Source organism: Rhizobium terricola, assembly GCF_012927355.1.
Classification (GTDB): Bacteria; Pseudomonadota; Alphaproteobacteria; order Rhizobiales; family Rhizobiaceae; genus Allorhizobium; species Allorhizobium terricola.
Genome location: NZ_JABBGK010000006.1, coordinates 57,004 through 73,478, shown reverse-complemented (window position 1 = coordinate 73,478; position 16,475 = coordinate 57,004). Strand labels below are relative to the sequence as shown.

At 65.2% G+C, this 16,475-nt stretch carries 13 protein-coding genes; 11 read left to right on the top strand and 2 right to left on the bottom strand.

Going from position 1 to position 16,475, the window contains the following annotated elements:
- Positions 1-93: 93 nt before the first annotated feature.
- The 10 genes from HHL25_RS20095 (at position 94) to HHL25_RS20050 (ending at position 13,016) form a co-directional block, all read left to right on the top strand.
- The gene (locus HHL25_RS20095; protein ID WP_169595006.1) at positions 94-420 is read left to right on the top strand and encodes a DUF982 domain-containing protein; all 327 of its coding nucleotides are present in this window, start codon (positions 94-96) and stop codon (positions 418-420) included.
- 148 nt (positions 421-568) lie between these two features.
- Complete coding sequence (locus HHL25_RS20090; RefSeq protein WP_169595004.1) at positions 569-2,098, top strand: ABC transporter substrate-binding protein; 1,530 nt, start codon at positions 569-571, stop codon at positions 2,096-2,098.
- A 318-nt stretch (positions 2,099-2,416) separates the two neighbouring features.
- Positions 2,417-3,367: an ABC transporter permease gene (locus HHL25_RS20085; protein ID WP_169595002.1), complete on the top strand. Its 951-nt coding sequence runs from the start codon at positions 2,417-2,419 to the stop codon at positions 3,365-3,367.
- Positions 3,364-4,215, top strand: a complete 852-nt coding sequence (locus tag HHL25_RS20080) for an ABC transporter permease (protein ID WP_169595000.1) — start codon at positions 3,364-3,366, stop codon at positions 4,213-4,215. Before HHL25_RS20085 ends, HHL25_RS20080 begins: the two co-directional genes overlap by 4 nt.
- Positions 4,212-5,213 carry an ABC transporter ATP-binding protein gene (locus tag HHL25_RS20075; protein ID WP_169594998.1) on the top strand — a complete coding sequence of 334 codons (1,002 nt, stop codon included), beginning with the start codon at positions 4,212-4,214 and terminating at the stop codon, positions 5,211-5,213. The genes HHL25_RS20080 and HHL25_RS20075 overlap by 4 nt, the downstream gene beginning before the upstream one ends.
- A gap of 205 nt (positions 5,214-5,418) precedes the next feature.
- Positions 5,419-6,414, top strand: coding sequence for an ABC transporter ATP-binding protein (locus HHL25_RS20070; RefSeq protein WP_169594996.1), 996 nt, complete (start codon positions 5,419-5,421; stop codon positions 6,412-6,414).
- Between the two features lie 44 nt (positions 6,415-6,458).
- Positions 6,459-7,865: an amidase gene (locus HHL25_RS20065; protein ID WP_169594994.1), complete on the top strand. Its 1,407-nt coding sequence runs from the start codon at positions 6,459-6,461 to the stop codon at positions 7,863-7,865.
- Positions 7,866-8,018: 153 nt separating this feature from the next.
- Positions 8,019-9,092: an HlyD family secretion protein gene (locus tag HHL25_RS20060; protein WP_169594992.1), complete on the top strand. Its 1,074-nt coding sequence runs from the start codon at positions 8,019-8,021 to the stop codon at positions 9,090-9,092.
- Entirely contained in the window at positions 9,089-11,899 is a 2,811-nt protein-coding gene (gene rbbA / locus HHL25_RS20055) for a ribosome-associated ATPase/putative transporter RbbA (RefSeq protein WP_169594990.1), read from the top strand. The genes HHL25_RS20060 and rbbA overlap by 4 nt, the downstream gene beginning before the upstream one ends.
- Positions 11,900-11,903: 4 nt before the next feature.
- A complete protein-coding gene (locus HHL25_RS20050) occupies positions 11,904-13,016 on the top strand; it encodes an ABC transporter permease (RefSeq protein ID WP_169594988.1) in 1,113 nt (370 codons plus the stop codon).
- Between the two features lie 14 nt (positions 13,017-13,030).
- Here the strand turns inward: HHL25_RS20050 and HHL25_RS20045 are convergent, their stop codons facing one another.
- Both HHL25_RS20045 and HHL25_RS20040 read right to left on the bottom strand, forming a co-directional pair.
- The gene (locus HHL25_RS20045) at positions 13,031-14,419 is read right to left on the bottom strand and encodes a sensor histidine kinase (RefSeq protein WP_169594986.1); all 1,389 of its coding nucleotides are present in this window, start codon (positions 14,417-14,419) and stop codon (positions 13,031-13,033) included.
- Positions 14,416-15,093: a response regulator gene (locus tag HHL25_RS20040; protein WP_169594984.1), complete on the bottom strand. Its 678-nt coding sequence runs from the start codon at positions 15,091-15,093 to the stop codon at positions 14,416-14,418. The genes HHL25_RS20045 and HHL25_RS20040 overlap by 4 nt, the downstream gene beginning before the upstream one ends.
- A gap of 77 nt (positions 15,094-15,170) precedes the next feature.
- Between HHL25_RS20040 and HHL25_RS20035 the strand changes: the two genes are divergently transcribed.
- On the top strand, positions 15,171-16,238 hold the full coding sequence (locus tag HHL25_RS20035; protein ID WP_169594981.1) for an ABC transporter substrate-binding protein: 1,068 nt from the start codon (positions 15,171-15,173) through the stop codon (positions 16,236-16,238).
- Positions 16,239-16,475 lie beyond the last annotated feature (237 nt).

Sequence of the window (16,475 nt, the reverse complement as noted above, 5' to 3'; positions counted from 1 at the left end):
GAAGTCCGGTCTAGGCAAGCCACGAATTTTAACAAAATCGTCATGGAACTTCGGCGCCGCTCGCGTGTTCGTGCAGTCGCAATGGAGAATGTCATGACCGTTACGCCACTTGGGATACAGCCCACCTGGGCCGATCCCGTCGAACTGAAACTGCAATGCGGCCTCGCCCGGACCTTCCGCGAGCCAGTCGATGCACTCTATTTTCTCGAAGAAGAATGGCCGACGCGGCACGGCGCAGCCTACATGCGTGCCAGCCGCTGGTGCCGGCTGGCAACAGAATCGAAGGATGCCGCACCCATTGCCCGCGCAGCCTTCATCGACGCCGCCCGCCAGGCGGGACTGCTGCTTCCACAAGTTTCCGGACAAGACGCAGACGGCATGCGAGAAGGCCGTTCGGGGCCGCAGGGCGAAGTCGCCTGACGCAAAGCAGGCCCCATCTCTTCCAATGCCCTTCGCGGCGGTCGCAAAATCCGGATTGTGCGGCCGCGCGCGAGATGCAAGTATTTTCCGCACTGCAAACCGCCGAGCTCCGGAAGTCGGCGGACGGGAAGAGGAACAGGGGAAATCCATGAAATCATTATCGTCGACCGGCAGGCCGTCGCTCTTGCGGGGGCTCGCGCTGGCTCTTGCCGCGACCGCCTCGTCAACTCTCGCGGGCGCCTTCCCGGCGCTGGCCGCGGAGACTGAACTGACGCTCGGCATGACGATCGAGCCGACCGGCCTCGACCCGACGATTGCCGCTCCGGTCGCGATTGGCCAGGTGACCTGGCAAAACATCTTCGAAGGTCTCGTTACCATCGACCGGAACGGCAAGGTCCAGCCGCAGCTTGCCCGCAGCTGGGAGATTTCCCCCGACGGCCTCACCTATACCTTCAAGCTTGAAGACGGTGTCAAATTCCATGACGGCGAAGTCTTCGACAGCACGGTGGCAAAGGCCTCGCTCGAACGCGCCCGCGGCGCCGACAGCGTCAACCCGCAAAAGCGCTACTTCGCATCGATCGACACCATCGGGACACCCGATCCACTGACCCTGATCCTGAAGCTGAAGGCGCCGGCCGGAAGCTTGCTCTACTGGCTCGGCTGGCCCTCCTCGTCGATCGTCGGCACGAAGAGCGCCGCAGACGACAAGACGACGCCGGTCGGCACCGGCCCGTTCCGGTTCGTCAGCTGGGCCAAGGGCGACAAGGTGGAGCTCGCCGCCAACCCGGACTATTGGAACGAGGCGGTCGAGGTCAAGCTCGACAAGGTGACCTTCCGCTTCATCGCCGACCCGCAGGCCCAGGCGGCCGCGCTGAAGTCCGGCGATGTCGACGCCTTCCCGGAATTCGGCGCGCCGGAACTGGTGGAAAGCTTCAAGGACGACGAAAAGCTGGCGACCGTCATCGGCAACACCGAGCTGAAGGTGGTCGCCGGCATGAACAACGCGCGAAAACCCTTCGACGACAAGCGCGTTCGCCAGGCCTTGATGATGGCGATCGACCGTTCCGTCATCGTCGACGGCGCCTGGTCGGGCTACGGGACGCCGATCGGCAGCCACTACACGCCGAACGACCGCGGCTATGTCGATCTCACCGCCACCAATGCCTATGACCCGGAAAAGGCCAAGGCCCTGCTTGCCGAGGCCGGCTATCCGGACGGCTTCACCTTCACCATCAAGACCCCCCAAATGGCCTACGCCCCGCGTTCGGCCCAGGTGATGCAGGCGATGTTCGCCGAAATCGGCGTGACCATGAACATCGAGCCGACGGAATTCCCGGCCAAATGGGTCCAGGACGTCTTCAAGGGCACCGACTACGACATGACCATCGTCGCCCATGCCGAGCCGATGGACATCGATATCTATGCCCGCGATCCCTACTACTTCAACTACAAGAACCCGGCCTTCAATGACGTGCTCGCCAAAATCGAGGCGACCGCCGATACCGCCGAGCAGGACAGGCTCTACGGCGAGGCGCAGAAGATCCTCGCCGAGGACGTTCCGGCACTCTATCTCTTCGTCATGCCGAAGCTCGGCATCTGGAACAAGAAGCTGAAGGGACTGTGGGAAAACGAACCGATCCCCTCCAACGTGCTGACAGAGGTCTATTGGGAGGAGTGAGTGACAGGGTAAGCACCGCGCTGGTTCCCAGCCCCCTGCGAGACGAGCCATGAGCATCATACCCCCCTCTGCCCTGCCGGGCATCTCCCCCTCAAGGGTGGAGATCGGGAGGAGCTGCCCTATGCACATTGCGGTCGGCGTTGAGAATCGGTTTTCCCTTCTCGTCAGTCGGGAGTTTTTCCTCCCTGCCCAACCCGACACCGATCGGCATGGCGGTAGCGATCCACGCGCGATCTCCCCCCTTGAGGGGGGTGGTTTGACAAGACGAAAGAAGCGAGCCGACAAAACTGAGAGATCACATGAGGGGAGTAAGCCCCTATGCTGACACTTCTCGCCCGGCGCATTGGCAGTCTGGTCCTGACCCTCGCGGCCGTCTCCGCGCTCATCTTCGTCGTTATGGACGTACTGCCGGGAGACCCGGCATCGATCATGCTCGGCACCTCGGCGAGCCCCGACACACTGGCTGCGCTGCGCCTTGAACTCGGGCTCGACCAGCCGCTTCCCGTCCGCTACCTGCAATGGCTCTCTGCGGCACTGACCGGCGACCTCGGCCGGTCCTACACCTATGGCGTCCCGGTCGCGGGCCTGATCGCCGAAAGGCTGGCGGTCACCCTGCCGCTCGCCGTCATCGCAATCGTCCTCTCGGTCTTGATCGCCATCCCGCTCGGCGTCGCCTCCGCCGCCATGCGCAATTCGGCACTGGATTATGTGGGCGGAGTTCTGTCGCAGGCTTTCATCGCGGTTCCGGGCTTCTGGGTCGCGCTGTTGCTGATCCTCGCCTTTTCCGTCACTCTCGGCTGGATGCCAGCCGGCGGTTTTCCGGGTTGGGACGCGGGGCTTCTGGCCGGAATTAAGGCCCTGACGCTCCCCGCGATCGCCCTTGCCCTGCCGCAGGCGGGCGTACTGACCCGCGTGACCCGCGCCTCGGTGCTCGAGGTTCTGCACGAAGACTTCGTCCGCACCGCCCGTGCCAAGGGCCTGCCGCGCCGGGTGGCGCTATGGCGGCATGCGGTGCCGAATGCCCTGGTGCCCGTCGTCACAATTCTCGGCCTGCAATTCACCTTCCTGATCGCCGGCGCGATCCTGATCGAGAACGTCTTCAACCTGCCGGGGCTCGGGCGCCTCGCCTATCAGGCGCTCGCCCAGCGCGACGTGATCGTCATGCAGGACGTGGTGCTGTTCTTCGCAGGCCTCGTCATCGTCATGAACTTCCTGGTCGATCTGTCCTATCTGGTTCTCGATCCGCGCCTGAGGAGCCGCACGCGATGACCGCACGCTCCGGAACGAGTGATCTCTCCAGACAACTGCGCCGCCCCAATCTCGCGATCGGCGGCATCATCATCCTTGTCCTGCTCGCGCTGGCGCTGCTCTCGCTCGTCTGGACGCCCCTGCCTCCGGCGAAGATGCAGATCATCCACAAGCTGAAGCCGCCGCTCGCCCATGGCCTCCTGGGCACCGACCAGTTCGGCCGCGACATCGCCTCGATGCTGATGGCCGGCGCCTGGAACTCCCTGTCGACGGCCGCTGCCGCAGTCGCGATCGGCGCCTCGATCGGCACGGTGCTGGGCGTAATCGCCGCCGCACGGCGCGGTGTGGTCGAAGCGCTTGTCATGCGCACCAATGACGTGATCTTCGCCGTTCCACCGATCCTCTCGGCCATGATGCTCGGGGCACTGATCGGGACCGGCCGCTTCACCGCGATCATCGCCATCGCCACCTTCATGGTCCCTGTCTTCGCCCGCGTCACCGCAGGTGCTGCCCAACAGATCTGGTCGCGCGACTACGTGCTCGCCGCACGCGGCGCCGGGAAGGGCCAGTTCCTCATCACCGTCGAACATGTCCTACCGAACATCGCGAACCAGATCATCGTCCAGGCGACGATCCAGCTCGGCCTTGCGATCCTGACCGAGGCGGGGCTCTCCTTTCTCGGCCTCGGCATGCCGCCGCCGGCACCCACCTGGGGCCGGATGCTGGCGGACGCCCAGACCTATCTTGGTGCAGCACCCTGGCTTGCCATCCTGCCAGGCCTCGCCATCGCCTTCACCGTCCTCGGCTTCAACATGCTCGGCGACGGTCTGCGCGACCTGCTCGATCCTCGCGACGGGGGCGCCGCATGACCCAGTCGCCTCCCGAGCATCCCGATCGCCCCCTCCTCTCGGTGCGCGACCTGTCGATCTCCATCGACCGCACCGGCCGCAGCGCACGGGTGCTGTCCGACATATCCTTCGACCTCCCGGCCGGCGAAACGCTCGGCGTCGTCGGCGAGAGCGGATCCGGCAAGACCCTGCTGGCGCTTTCCATCATGGGCCTATTGCCATCGGTCGCGAAGGCGGCGGGCACGATCAGCTTCGCCGGAGAGAACCTTCTGTCATCGACGGAGGAGCGGCTCTGCGACATCCGCGGCAATCAGATCGGCATGATCTTCCAGGAACCCATGACAGCCCTTAACCCGGCCATGACCATCGGCGACCAGATCGCCGAAGGTCTGGTCTGGCATCGCGGTCTGTCCTGGCGCGACGCGCGGGCGCAGGCGATCGAGCTGATGGACCAGGTGCGCATTCCCGATGCCAGGCGCAGGGCGAAGAGCTATCCGCATGAACTCTCCGGCGGCCAGCGCCAGCGGGTCGGCATTGCCATCGCACTTGCCCCGAAGCCGGCCCTGTTGATTGCCGACGAGCCGACCACCGCGCTCGACGTCACGGTGCAGGCGGAAGTGCTCGACATCCTCGACGATCTGACCAGCGAATACCGCATGGCGCTGATGCTGGTGAGCCACGATCTCGGCGTGATCGCCCGCATGTGTGATCGGACCCTCGTTCTCTATTCCGGACGGCGGATGGAGGAAGGCGGAACGCGGGCGGTCCTGACCGATCCGCTCAATCCCTACACCCGCGGCCTCATCGGCGCAGTGCCCCGCCGCGTCGGCGACGGTGGCCGCCTTCCGACCATCCGCGGCACGGTTCCCCCCTTCGACCGCCTGCCTCCGGGCTGCGTCTTTTCCGACCGCTGTCCCGACCGCATCGACGCCTGCAGCGCCGCCGAACCCGACTGGCAGGACTTTGCCGACAGCCGTGGCGTGCGCTGCATCCGGGCCATGGAGGGAGAAACGCGATGAACCGACCGTTGCTGCGACGGGGCATCCGCCCCGTTGCCCCTCACCCTGACCCTCTCCCCGCAAACGGGGAGAGGGGACGGCCAGCGAGGAACGCCACCGCCGAGACTAAACACAACATCGCGTCGAGGATGCGGGAAGCGGCCTTCTCCCCGTTCACGGGGAGAAGGTGCCGGCAGGCGGATGAGGGGCAAGGGACAACCATGCCATGACCGGTCCCCTCCTTGATATCCGCTCACTCTCTCGCGACTATGTCAGCCGCACACTCTTCGGGCCTGCCCATGTGACCCGCGCGCTCGATAAGGTGTCGCTGACGGTCGAGGCCGGCGAGATCTTCGGCATCGTCGGCGAGAGCGGCTGCGGAAAGTCCACGCTGGCGCGGCTGGTGATGGCGCTCGACCGGCCGACAGCCGGTCAGGTGTTCTTCGCGGGCGAAGACCTGTTCGCCCTCCCGTCGAAAGAGCTGATGCGCCGGCGCGAGAACTTCCAAATGGTGTTCCAGGATCCGTTCGCCTCGCTTGATCCGCGCCAACGGGTCGGCCGCATCGTCGCCGAGCCTCTGCATGTTCTCGCCCGCAAGCCGTCCCGCGCAGAAATCCGCGACCGTGTCGTCGATACTCTCGAAAGCGTAGGGCTGAAAGCCGAGCATGCGGAACGACATCCGCACGAATTCTCCGGCGGACAGCGGCAGCGCATCGCGATTGCCCGCGCGCTCGTCACCGAGCCCAGGCTGGTGGTCGCCGACGAACCGGTCTCGGCCCTCGACCTGTCCATCCAGGCGCAGGTGCTGAACCTTCTGATGGACCTCAGACAACGGCGCGGCGTCACCTTCCTGTTCATCACCCACAACCTCGCCGTGGTCGACTGCATCGCCGACCGTGTCGGGGTGATGTATCGCGGACGCCTGGTCGAGACCGGCCCCGCCCATCAGGTCTTCGAGCGGCCGATTCATCCGTATACGCAAGTGCTCGCCGATGCCGAGCCCGCCATCGACCGGTTCGGCCGTCCAGCCGGAGAGATGCAGCCGGTAAAGCCGCAAGCCGATGATACGGCAACAGGCTGCACCTTCCGCAACCGATGCCCGCTGGCGGTCGAACGCTGCGCCCGGGAGACGCCGGAATTGCGCGCCATCCTACCGGGGCGGCATGCCGCCTGTCATCGAGCAGAAGACAAGATCACGCAGACGCCCCCGACAACATCCTGAGGAATACATCCCGGATCGATTTCTTGAAGGAAGCGGATAGAGACATGAGCGATGTGCTGAACCTGACGATCAGGGATATTCTTGCCAACTTCCGGGCCAAGACGCTCACGCCTTACGAGTATTGGCTCGCGGTAGAGGCCCGCATCGAGGCCTTCGAGCCCCATGTCTGCGCCCTCTACGCCTACGATCCCGAGACTGCCCGCGAGCAGGCCAGGGCTTCCACCGAGCGCTGGCTGAGAGATGCGCCGCAGGGCGTGCTCGACGGCATTCCGGTCTCGCTCAAGGAACTGATCGCCACCAAGGGCCATCCCGTACCGCTCGGCACTGCAGCGGTCGATCTCGTGCCGGCGGAGGCCGACGCGCCGGCGGCGGCGCGCTTGCGCGAGGACGGCGCCGTGATCTTCGCCAAGACGACCTGCCCGGACTACGGCATGCTGTCGTCCGGCCTGTCCAGCTTCCACCCCTTAAGCCGCAATCCCTGGAACCTGACGAAGAACCCCGGCGGGTCGAGCGCCGGGGCGGCGGCAGCTGCCGCTGCCGGCTACGGCCCCCTGCATATCGGCACCGACATCGGCGGCTCGGTGCGCCTGCCCGCCGGCTGGACCGGCCTGTTCGGCTTCAAACCGAGCAACGGCCGCATCCCGGTCGACCCCTTCTATGTCGGGCGTTGCGCGGGGCCGATGACCCGCTGCGTCGATGACGCGGCTATCGCCATGGCGACGCTGTCGCGACCCGACTGGCGCGATGGAACCAGCCTGCCGCCCAATGACTTCGACTGGCTGGACCGCGAGATCGACCTGCGCGGCATGAAGATCGGCGTCATGCTCGATGCCGGTTGCGGCCTGCCGGTCGAAGACGAAATCCGTGACGCAGTGCTGAAGGCGGCCCGGATGTTCGAGGACGCCGGCGCCACGGTCGTCGACGTCGGGCCGGTGCTTTCGCGCGTGATGCTCGACGGTCTCGACAGCTTCTGGCGTGCCAAGTTCTGGGGCGATATCCGCAACCTCCCCGAAGAGCGCCGCGCGCTGATCCTGCCATACATCTACCATTGGGCGGAGAAAGGTGCCGACGTCAGCGGCGTCGAGGCCGTCCAGGGTTTCGGACAGACGATCGAAATGCGCAGGGCCTGCGGCCGACTGTTTTCCACCGTCGATGCGGTGCTCTCCCCGACCAACCCCATCGTGTCCTACCCGGCGGAGTGGGCTTCGCCGACCAACGACCCCGAACGACCTTTCGAACATATCGCCTTCACCGTGCCGTGGAACATGTCCGAGCAGCCGGCGGCATCGATCAACTGCGGTTTCTCGAAAGACGGAATGCCGATCGGCCTGCAGATCGTCGGCCCCCGCTTCGACGATCTGCGGGTGCTGAAGCTCAGCCGGCTGTTCGAGGCCTGGACCGGCGGCGTGTGCGCCTGGCCGAAGCCGCCGCAAACCTCGTCGGCGACTTGACCTATGTCATTTTCAACCGCTTGAATTTCGCAGAACTGTAACAGGCCGACTATTGCACATGCTAACAGCATGTTGTTTTAATCAATTGATTAGAAATGATGCGGACCCCTCCGGCCCACCCGGTTGTCGTCCCGATGACAGGAGTATCAGGCTGTGGCTTCAGCACGTCGAAACGGGATCCTGGTCGCGCTTGCCTTGGCGCTCGCGGCCGGCGGCGGTTACTATGTCTGGCAGTCGCTCGAGGCTTCCGAACTCGCCGACGGGATCGCCAGCGGCAACGGCCGCATCGAGGCCGTCGAGGTCGATGTCGCCACCAAGCTGGCCGGCAGGGTCAGCGAGATCTTCGTCGACGAAGGCGATTTCGTGAAGCGCGGCGACAAGATCGCCCAGATGGATGTCCGCCAGCTGGAAACCCAGCTCAGGCAGGCGCAGGCCGAAGCCCGGCGCGCCGACATCGGCATGGAAACCGCGAAAGCGCTGGTCGCGCAGCGCAATGCGGAAAAGCGGGCCGCCGAAGCGGCCCTCGCCCAGCGCAAGATCCAGGCCGACAGCGCGGAACGCCAGCGTGTCCGCGCCGAGCAGCTGGCCGGCAGCAGCACCATATCGCAGCAACAGCTCGAAGACGCCCGGTCGGCGGCCGAAGGCGCACGCGCCGCCGTTGCCGCGGCCGAAGCCCAGTCGGCGTCCGCCGATGCCGGCATCAGCGCCGCCAATGCGCAGGTCATCGACGCCGAAGCCGCCGGCGACGTGGCCAAGGCCGCGATCGAGAGCATCCAGACCCAGCTCGACGACAGCACGCTGACCGCCCCGCGCGACGGCAGGGTCCAGTTCCGCGTCGCACAGCCCGGCGAAGTGCTTGCCGGCGGCGGCAAGGTGGTCAACCTGGTCGACCTCGGCGATGTCTACATGAACTTCTTCCTGCCGACCGACCAGGCCGGGCGGCTGGCCATCGGTGCCGAGGTGCGCCTGAAGCTCGATGCGCTTCCGACACGCCTGATCCCGGCGACCGTCTCCTATGTCGCCAATGTCGCCCAGTTCACCCCGAAATCGGTCGAAACCGCCATCGAGCGCGAAAAGCTGATGTTCCGCGTCAAGGCGAAGATCAGCCCCGAACTCCTGCAGAAGTACATCCAGCTCGTGAAGACCGGGCTTCCGGGCGTCGCCTATGTCCGCGTCGATCCCAAGGCGGAATGGCCGGCAGCCCTCACCGGTACGCTCGTCGAATGACGACCGCACCCCAATTGCCGCTCCCGCCGGGCTCTCCGGCGGACGAGGCCGTGGTGGCGCTCGACGGTGTCTCGCTGTCCTATGGCAGCACGCGCGCCTTGAGGGACATCACGCTGGACCTGCCGGGCGGACGCCTGATCGGGCTCCTCGGTCCGGACGGCGTCGGCAAGTCAAGCCTGCTGTCGCTGGTCGCCGGTGCCCGTGCCGTCCAGCAGGGAACCGTTCGTGTTCTCGGTGGCGACATGTCCGATGGCGGGCATCGCGCGCGCACCTGCCCGCGCATCGCCTACATGCCCCAGGGCCTCGGCAAGAACCTCTATCCGACGCTCTCGGTGTTCGAGAATGTCGACTTCTTTGGCCGGCTGTTCGGGCACAACGCCCGCGAACGCAAGCGCCGCATCACCGACCTGCTCGACAGCACCGGCCTTGCGCCCTTCACCGACCGGCCGGCCGGAAAGCTCTCCGGCGGCATGAAGCAGAAGCTCGGCCTCTGCTGCGCCCTGATCCACGATCCGGACCTGCTGATCCTCGACGAGCCGACGACCGGCGTCGATCCGCTGTCGCGCCGCCAGTTCTGGGAGCTGATCGACCGCATCCGCAAGGGGCGCCCCGGCATGACCGTGGTGGTGGCGACCGCCTATATGGAAGAGGCGGCCCGTTTCGACTGGCTGGTCGCGATGGACGACGGCAAGGTATTGGCCACCGGAACACCTCAGGACCTTCTGGATCGCACCGGCGCGCCAAACCTCGACAAGGCCTTCATTGCGCTCCTGCCGGAAGAAAAGCGCAGCGGCCACGGCGAGCTTTCCATTCCCCCGCGCGATCCGGCGCTTGACGGCGAGATTGCCATCGAGGCCGATCACCTGTCGATGCGCTTCGGCGACTTCACCGCCGTCAATGACGTTAGCTTTCGCATCGAGCGTGGCGAGATCTTCGGATTTCTCGGTTCGAACGGCTGCGGCAAGACCACGACGATGAAGATGCTGACCGGTCTGCTGACGGCAAGCGAAGGCACGGCCAAGCTGTTCGGGCGCGAGGTCGACGGTTCCGACCTCGCCGTGCGGCGGCGCATCGGCTACATGAGCCAGGCCTTCTCGCTCTACGGCGAACTCACCGTCCGCCAGAACCTCGACCTCCACGCCCGGCTCTTTGACCTGCCCGGCGACAGGATCGAGGCCCGCATAGGGGAAATGGCCGAACGCTTCGACCTTCTGGACGTGATGGACGCCCTGCCCGAGGCTCTTCCGCTCGGCATCCGCCAGCGCCTTTCGCTCGCCGTCGCCATGGTCCATGCGCCGGAGATCCTGATCCTCGACGAACCGACCTCCGGCGTCGACCCGATCGCCCGCGACGACTTCTGGCAGACCCTCGGCGAACTCTCGCGCAAGGACGGCGTGACGATCTTCGTCTCGACCCACTTCATGAACGAGGCCGAGCGTTGCGATCGCATATCGCTGATGCATGCCGGCACCGTTCTGGTCAGCGACACACCCGCCAACATCGTCGGAAAGCGTAATGCGAAGTCGCTCGAAGAGGCCTTCATCGCCTATCTCCAGGACGCGATCGACGACAAGTCCGCCGGTGAGAGTGTCACCGCGTCCGCGGAGACTCCGGTGGCGGCGCCGGCGGAGCTCGTGCATGCCCCTGCCCCCGCCCCCCGCCGTTCGCTCTTCGGCCGGTTCTTCGACCTCCGGCGGATGTTGAGTTACTCCCGCCGCGAAGCGCTCGAACTGCAGCGCGACCCGATCCGCGGCACACTCGCCACCCTCGGCAGCGTCATCCTGATGTTCGTGATCGGCTACGGCATCAACCTCGACGTCGAGAAACTAACCTTTGCCGTTCTCGATTATGACCAGACGACGATCAGTGACGACTATGTCGCGCAGCTCGCCGGATCCCGTTATTTCACCGAAAGGCCGCCGATCACGGACTATGCCGATCTCGACCGGCGCATGCGAAGCGGCGAACTGAGCCTCGCGATCGAGATCCCGCCGAACTTCGGCCGGGACGCGCTGCGCGGCGACACGGTCGCGGTCGGCGCGTGGATCGACGGTGCCATGCCGACGCGTGCCGAGACGGTGAGCGGCTACGTCCAGGGCATGCACGCCCATTGGATCACCGAAAAGATCCGCGAAACCTATGGCGAACAGGCGACCAAGGGCAATTTCACCCTGGAGACGCGCTATCGCTACAATCCGGACGTCAAGAGCCTGGTCGCCATGGTTCCGGCGGTCATTCCCCTTCTGCTGCTGCTCATCCCCGCCATTCTCGGTGCGCTGAGCGTCGTGCGTGAAAAGGAACTCGGCTCGATCATTAATTTCTACGTGACGCCGACCACCCGCCTCGAATTCATCATCGGCAAGCAGCTGCCTTATGTCCTTCTCGCGATGATGAACTTCCTGCTCCTGACGGCTTTCGCGATCGTCGTCTTCAGGGTGCCCTTCACCGGCAGCTTCCCGGCCTTCGCACTGGCCGCGCTGCTCTACGTGATTTCCACCACGGCGCTCGGCATGCTGGTCTCGACCTTCGTGTCGAGCCAGATCGCCGCACTCTTCGGCACTGCGCTGCTGACCCTCATTCCGGCCGTCCAGTATGCCGGCATCATCGACCCGGTCTCATCACTGAAGGGCGCCGGCGCCATCATCGGCCAATATTACCCGACCAGCCACTTCGTGACGGTCGCCCGCGGCACCTTCTCGAAGGCGCTCGGCTTCGCGGATCTCGGCCAGCAACTCGTCAACCTGCTGGTCGCCATCCCGATCCTGGTCGGCTTGACCGCCGTTCTCTTGAAAAAGCAGGCGAGGTAGGATCATGCGCTTTCGCCACATCGGTCATCTCATCGTGAAGGAACTGCGCGGCCTCCTGCAGGACCGCATGCTGTTCGTCTTCATCCTCTATTCCTTCTCGCTGTCGATCTACACCGAGGCCCGGGCCTTGCCCGAGACACTCAACATGGCGGCGATCGCCATCGTCGACGAGGACCGCTCGCAGCTGTCGATGCGCATCGAGGATGCGTTCTATCCCCCCTATTTCACCAAGCCGGAGATCATCACGCCGGGCGAGATGGACAAGCGGATGGACGCCGGCCTCTCCACCTTCGCGATAGACATTCCCACGAACTTCCAGCAGGACGTCCTCGCCGGACGCGTGCCGACCGTGCAGCTCAATGTCGACGCGACGCGCATGACCCAGGCCTTTAGCGGCTCAGGCTACATCCAGAGCATCCTCACCAGCGAGGTGAACGAGTTCGTCAATCGCTATCGCAGCACGACGAGCCTGCCGGTCGACCTGACGATGCGCGCCCGCTTCAACCCGCAGCTCGACAACACCTGGTTCGGGGCGATCAACAACATCATCATGAACATCACGATGCTGTCGATCATCCTAACCGGCGCCGCACTCATCCGCGAGCGCGAGCACGGCACGATCGAGCATCTGCTGGTGATGCCGGTGACCGCCTTCGAGATCATGGTCAGCAAGGTGCTTGCCATGAGCCTGGTGGTGCTGATCGCCTCGGTCTTTTCGCTGGTGGTTGTCGCCCACTGGATCCTCGAGGTGCCGCTGCAGGGTTCTGTGCCGCTCTTCATCGCCGGCACTGCGCTTCAGCTCTTCGCCACGACCTCGCTCGGCATCTTCCTGGCGACGATTGCCGGCTCGATGCCGCAGTTCGGCCTGCTGCTGATGCTGATCCTCCTGCCGCTCCAGGTGCTGTCGGGCGGGCTCACGCCGCGCGAGAGCATGCCGGAGATCATCCAGCTGATCATGAACTTCGCGCCGAACACGCATTTCATCGCGATGGCGCAGGCAATCCTCTTCCGCGGCGCCGGCATGGATGTCGTCTGGCCGGATTTCCTGTGGCTCGCCGCCATCGGCACAGCACTTTTCCTCTTCTCCCTCGGACGCTTCCGCGCCTTCCTCAGATAGGTGCGGAAAGAGGATCAGCCGGCGTTTCTGGTGGGCGGAAAGGTCACCATCGCCTTGAGGCCACGTCCGGCGGCGCCTGCCGCAAGGTCGAGCCTGCCGCCGAACAGATGGGCAATCTCCTCGACGATCGGCAGGCCGAGACCGGCGCCCTCACCGGTGTCGCCGCGTGAAAAGCGCTGGCGGACCGCGGCCATCTTCTCAGGCGCGATCCCCGGCCCGTCGTCCTCAACCTCCAGCCTCACGCTCCCGTCGATGTCGAGCACCCTGACGGTCACCTCCGCGCCCGGGCCGGCATAGGCGACAGCGTTGGAGATCAGGTTGCCGAGCAATTCGCCCATCAGCAGCGGCTCGGCCAGGATAGCGGCGGTGCCCGTTCCCTCGAAGCCGAGATCGATACCGGCCTGCGTCGCCTTCGGCACATTGTCGGCGGTCACGTCCTGCGCGAGTTGCACGAGGTCGATCTCGCCGGGCGGTCCGCTGAGGTCGGACCCCGCCGCCTCGATCTTCGCCATCAGCAGCAGCTGCCCCAGCACATGCTCGGCATGGGCGACCGCACGATCGCCCTTCTGTGCCGCCTCCCGCGCCTCCTCCAGCGTCGTCGCGCGCGAAGACAGCGCGAGCTGCGTGCGGATGATGGCAAGCGGCGTTCTGAGCTGGTGGCTCGCATTGCCGGTGAAGTTCCTCAACGCATCGAGCGCCGAACCGAGACGGCTCATGAAGGAATTGACCGTGTCCACCAATCCCTGGACCTCCGTCGGCACCGATTGCTCGATCGGATGCAGGTCGTCAGGATTGCGCTCAGCGATCGCCTCGCCGAGGCGGTAGAGCGGACGCAGCGAATAGGTGACGGCGATCCAGACGATCGCGCCGGCGCCGCCGATCATCAGCGCCAGACGTGCCGCCGAACGCAGGAGGATTGCGCGCGCCAGCTGGCGGCGGGCGATCGTGGTTTCGGCAACCGTCACCGAGAACGGCACGGAATCGATCCCGGTCGACGCCGAGCGTTGCAACACGGCCACCCGGATCGGTTCTCCGCGGAAGATCGCATTGGTGTAGAAGGACGATTGCCCCCCAAGGTCGGCGAAGGTCGGCAGGTTCTGGTAGCCGGTGATGAACTGCCCCGGCGGACCGTCGACACGGTAGAAGACCCGGTCCTGGGCCGCCGACGTCAGCATCTCGAGCGCGACATAGGGAATGTCGACCTCGAGCGTTCCGTCTTCCGAGACGATGACCCGTTCAGCGATCGCCATGGCCGAACCGGCAAGCACGCGGTCGGAAACGGCATCCGAAGTGCGAACCGCCTCGCGATAGGTGTCGATCAGCGCGACGATGCCCAAGACCGCAGTGGCCAGCAACAACCAACCCAGAAGGCGTCGCCGCAGCGAATAGACAGCCGCCGTCATGCCGGCTCCGCCGCCTTGTCGAGATAGTAGCCGATGCCCCGGGCGGTCCGGACGGTAAGCCCATAGGGTCCGAGGCGCTTGCGCAGCCGGCTGACATACTGCTCGATCGCATTGGCGCTAAGATCGTCGTCGAAACCGGCGAGCGACTGGATGATGGCCTCCTTCGGCACCACCTTGCCCGCCCGCATGAAGAGAACCTCGAGAATTCCGAGTTCGCGGGCCGGCAGGTCGATCAGCACGCCCTCCGACGAGAAGCTGCGCGAATTGAGGTCGAGCGACACATTGCCGTATTGCACCGAGGAGGACCTGAGCCCCGCATGGCGCCTGAGAAGGACGCGCACACGCGCCTCGAGCTCGCTGACGTCGAAAGGCTTGGTCAGGTAGTCGTCAGCCCCGAGGTCGAGCCCCTTGACCCGCTCCTCCGTCGTACCGCGCGCGGTGAGGATCAGCACGGCTGCCTTGTTCTGGCGCGCGCGCATGGATCTGAGCACATCGAGCCCGCCCATTTCCGGCAAGTTGAGATCGAGGATCACGAGGTCGAAGCTCTCGGTCTTGGTGACGGCATCCGCCGAAGCGCCGTCGCCGACGACGTCGACGGCATAACCGCTGCCGCGCAGGATGGAGGCCAGTCCGTCCGCCAGCGTCTCGTTGTCCTCGACCAGAAGTATCCGCAAGTCTCTCCCCTTTGCGCGCCACTCTAGCGAGCACGCCGCAGCTTGTGAACGCTTGCCGCCCACGGCATTATATTTTTATGCGGAAACTTCTCCCCTTGCTCATCGCTCTCTGTCACCCGCTGCCGGCGTTGGCCGGGGCGACCACTTTTCCGGCGCTTTCGGGAAGCGCCGATGCGCGCACGCTCGTGGTCTATTCCTCGCTCGACGAACCGGTCGCCGAGCCGATGATCGCCGCCTTCCAGAAGGCCCATCCGGATATCGCGGTGCGCTACGAGGACATGCTGACCGGCGAGATCTACGACCGCATCGTCAAGGAGACGGACGGCGGGGAAAAGACCGCAGACTTCGCCTTTTCCTCGGCCATGGACCTGCAGGTAAAGCTCTCGAACGACGGCTATGCCCAGCGCAGCGACCTGCCGATGAGCGCCCGCTGGCCCGCCTGGGCCAATTGGCGCAACACGGCCTACGCGCTGACCTTCGAGCCGGCCGTCTTCGTCTACCACAAGCCGAGCTTCGCCCACGAGAAGCCGCCGGCGACACGGGCGGAATTCGTCGACTACCTGAAGCGCAAGGGCAACGAGGTCTATGGCCGCATCGGCACCTACGACATCGAACGGTCCGGCGTCGGCTTCCTCTTCATGGCCCGCGACCAGGAACAGTTCAGCGACATCTGGTCGGTGATCCAGACCATGGGAGCGGCCGGCGTGAAGCTCTATTCAACGAGCTCGGCGATTCTCGAACGCATTGCCGACGGGCGCTTCGTGCTCGGCTACAACATCGTCGGCTCCTATGCCGCCGACTGGGCCTCGCGCAATCCGGATGTCGGCATCCTGCTGCCGAAGGACTACACCGTCGTCATGTCGCGCATCGGCCTTGTGCCGCAGGCCGCCGCCTCGCCGGATCTCGGCCGCGCCTATCTCGAATTCTTCATGTCGCGCGAAGGCCAGACCATCATGGCCAAGCAGCTGCAGATCGCCGCCGTCAGCCCCGACGTCGCCGGCGACAATACGGCGAACACGATGCAGGAACTGCTCGGCAAGCAGCTGCGCCCCGTTCCCGTCAGCCCGGGCCTGATGGTCTATCTCGACCAGGTGAAGCGCGCCAGGCTGATCAGCCGCTGGAACGAAGTGTTGCGGCTGCAGTAGTTCGGCGTATGCTTTTCTCCCCGGCCTCGAGCCCCGGAAACCCGCCGCTCGATGTCAGGCAAATGTCAGCTTGCTATGTTCTTATCGGATTGCGGTCACGCGTGGAGGCGTTTGACCGGCATGGTCGGGAGGAGACCACCAAGGATCCGGCATCAGTCCGTCAGGACATGACCTGACATCTGCCGGCATGCTCGCTCCCGTCCGCTCAACAAGAAATGCGCTGCCTAAGAGCGGCGC

Excerpts from the sequence above, each read along its gene's own strand:
- HHL25_RS20095 (WP_169595006.1), top strand. The coding sequence starts at position 94 with ATGACCGTTACGCCACTTGGGATACAGCCCACCTGGGCCGATCCCGTC.
- rbbA (WP_169594990.1), top strand. The coding sequence starts at position 9,089 with ATGACGACCGCACCCCAATTGCCGCTCCCGCCGGGCTCTCCGGCGGAC.
- HHL25_RS20090 (WP_169595004.1), top strand. The coding sequence starts at position 569 with ATGAAATCATTATCGTCGACCGGCAGGCCGTCGCTCTTGCGGGGGCTC.
- HHL25_RS20065 (WP_169594994.1), top strand. The coding sequence starts at position 6,459 with ATGAGCGATGTGCTGAACCTGACGATCAGGGATATTCTTGCCAACTTC.
- HHL25_RS20035 (WP_169594981.1), top strand. The coding sequence starts at position 15,171 with ATGCGGAAACTTCTCCCCTTGCTCATCGCTCTCTGTCACCCGCTGCCG.
- HHL25_RS20050 (WP_169594988.1), top strand. The coding sequence starts at position 11,904 with ATGCGCTTTCGCCACATCGGTCATCTCATCGTGAAGGAACTGCGCGGC.
- HHL25_RS20075 (WP_169594998.1), top strand. The coding sequence starts at position 4,212 with ATGACCCAGTCGCCTCCCGAGCATCCCGATCGCCCCCTCCTCTCGGTG.
- HHL25_RS20045 (WP_169594986.1), bottom strand. The coding sequence starts at position 14,419 with ATGACGGCGGCTGTCTATTCGCTGCGGCGACGCCTTCTGGGTTGGTTG.
- HHL25_RS20070 (WP_169594996.1), top strand. The coding sequence starts at position 5,419 with ATGACCGGTCCCCTCCTTGATATCCGCTCACTCTCTCGCGACTATGTC.
- HHL25_RS20085 (WP_169595002.1), top strand. The coding sequence starts at position 2,417 with ATGCTGACACTTCTCGCCCGGCGCATTGGCAGTCTGGTCCTGACCCTC.
- HHL25_RS20080 (WP_169595000.1), top strand. The coding sequence starts at position 3,364 with ATGACCGCACGCTCCGGAACGAGTGATCTCTCCAGACAACTGCGCCGC.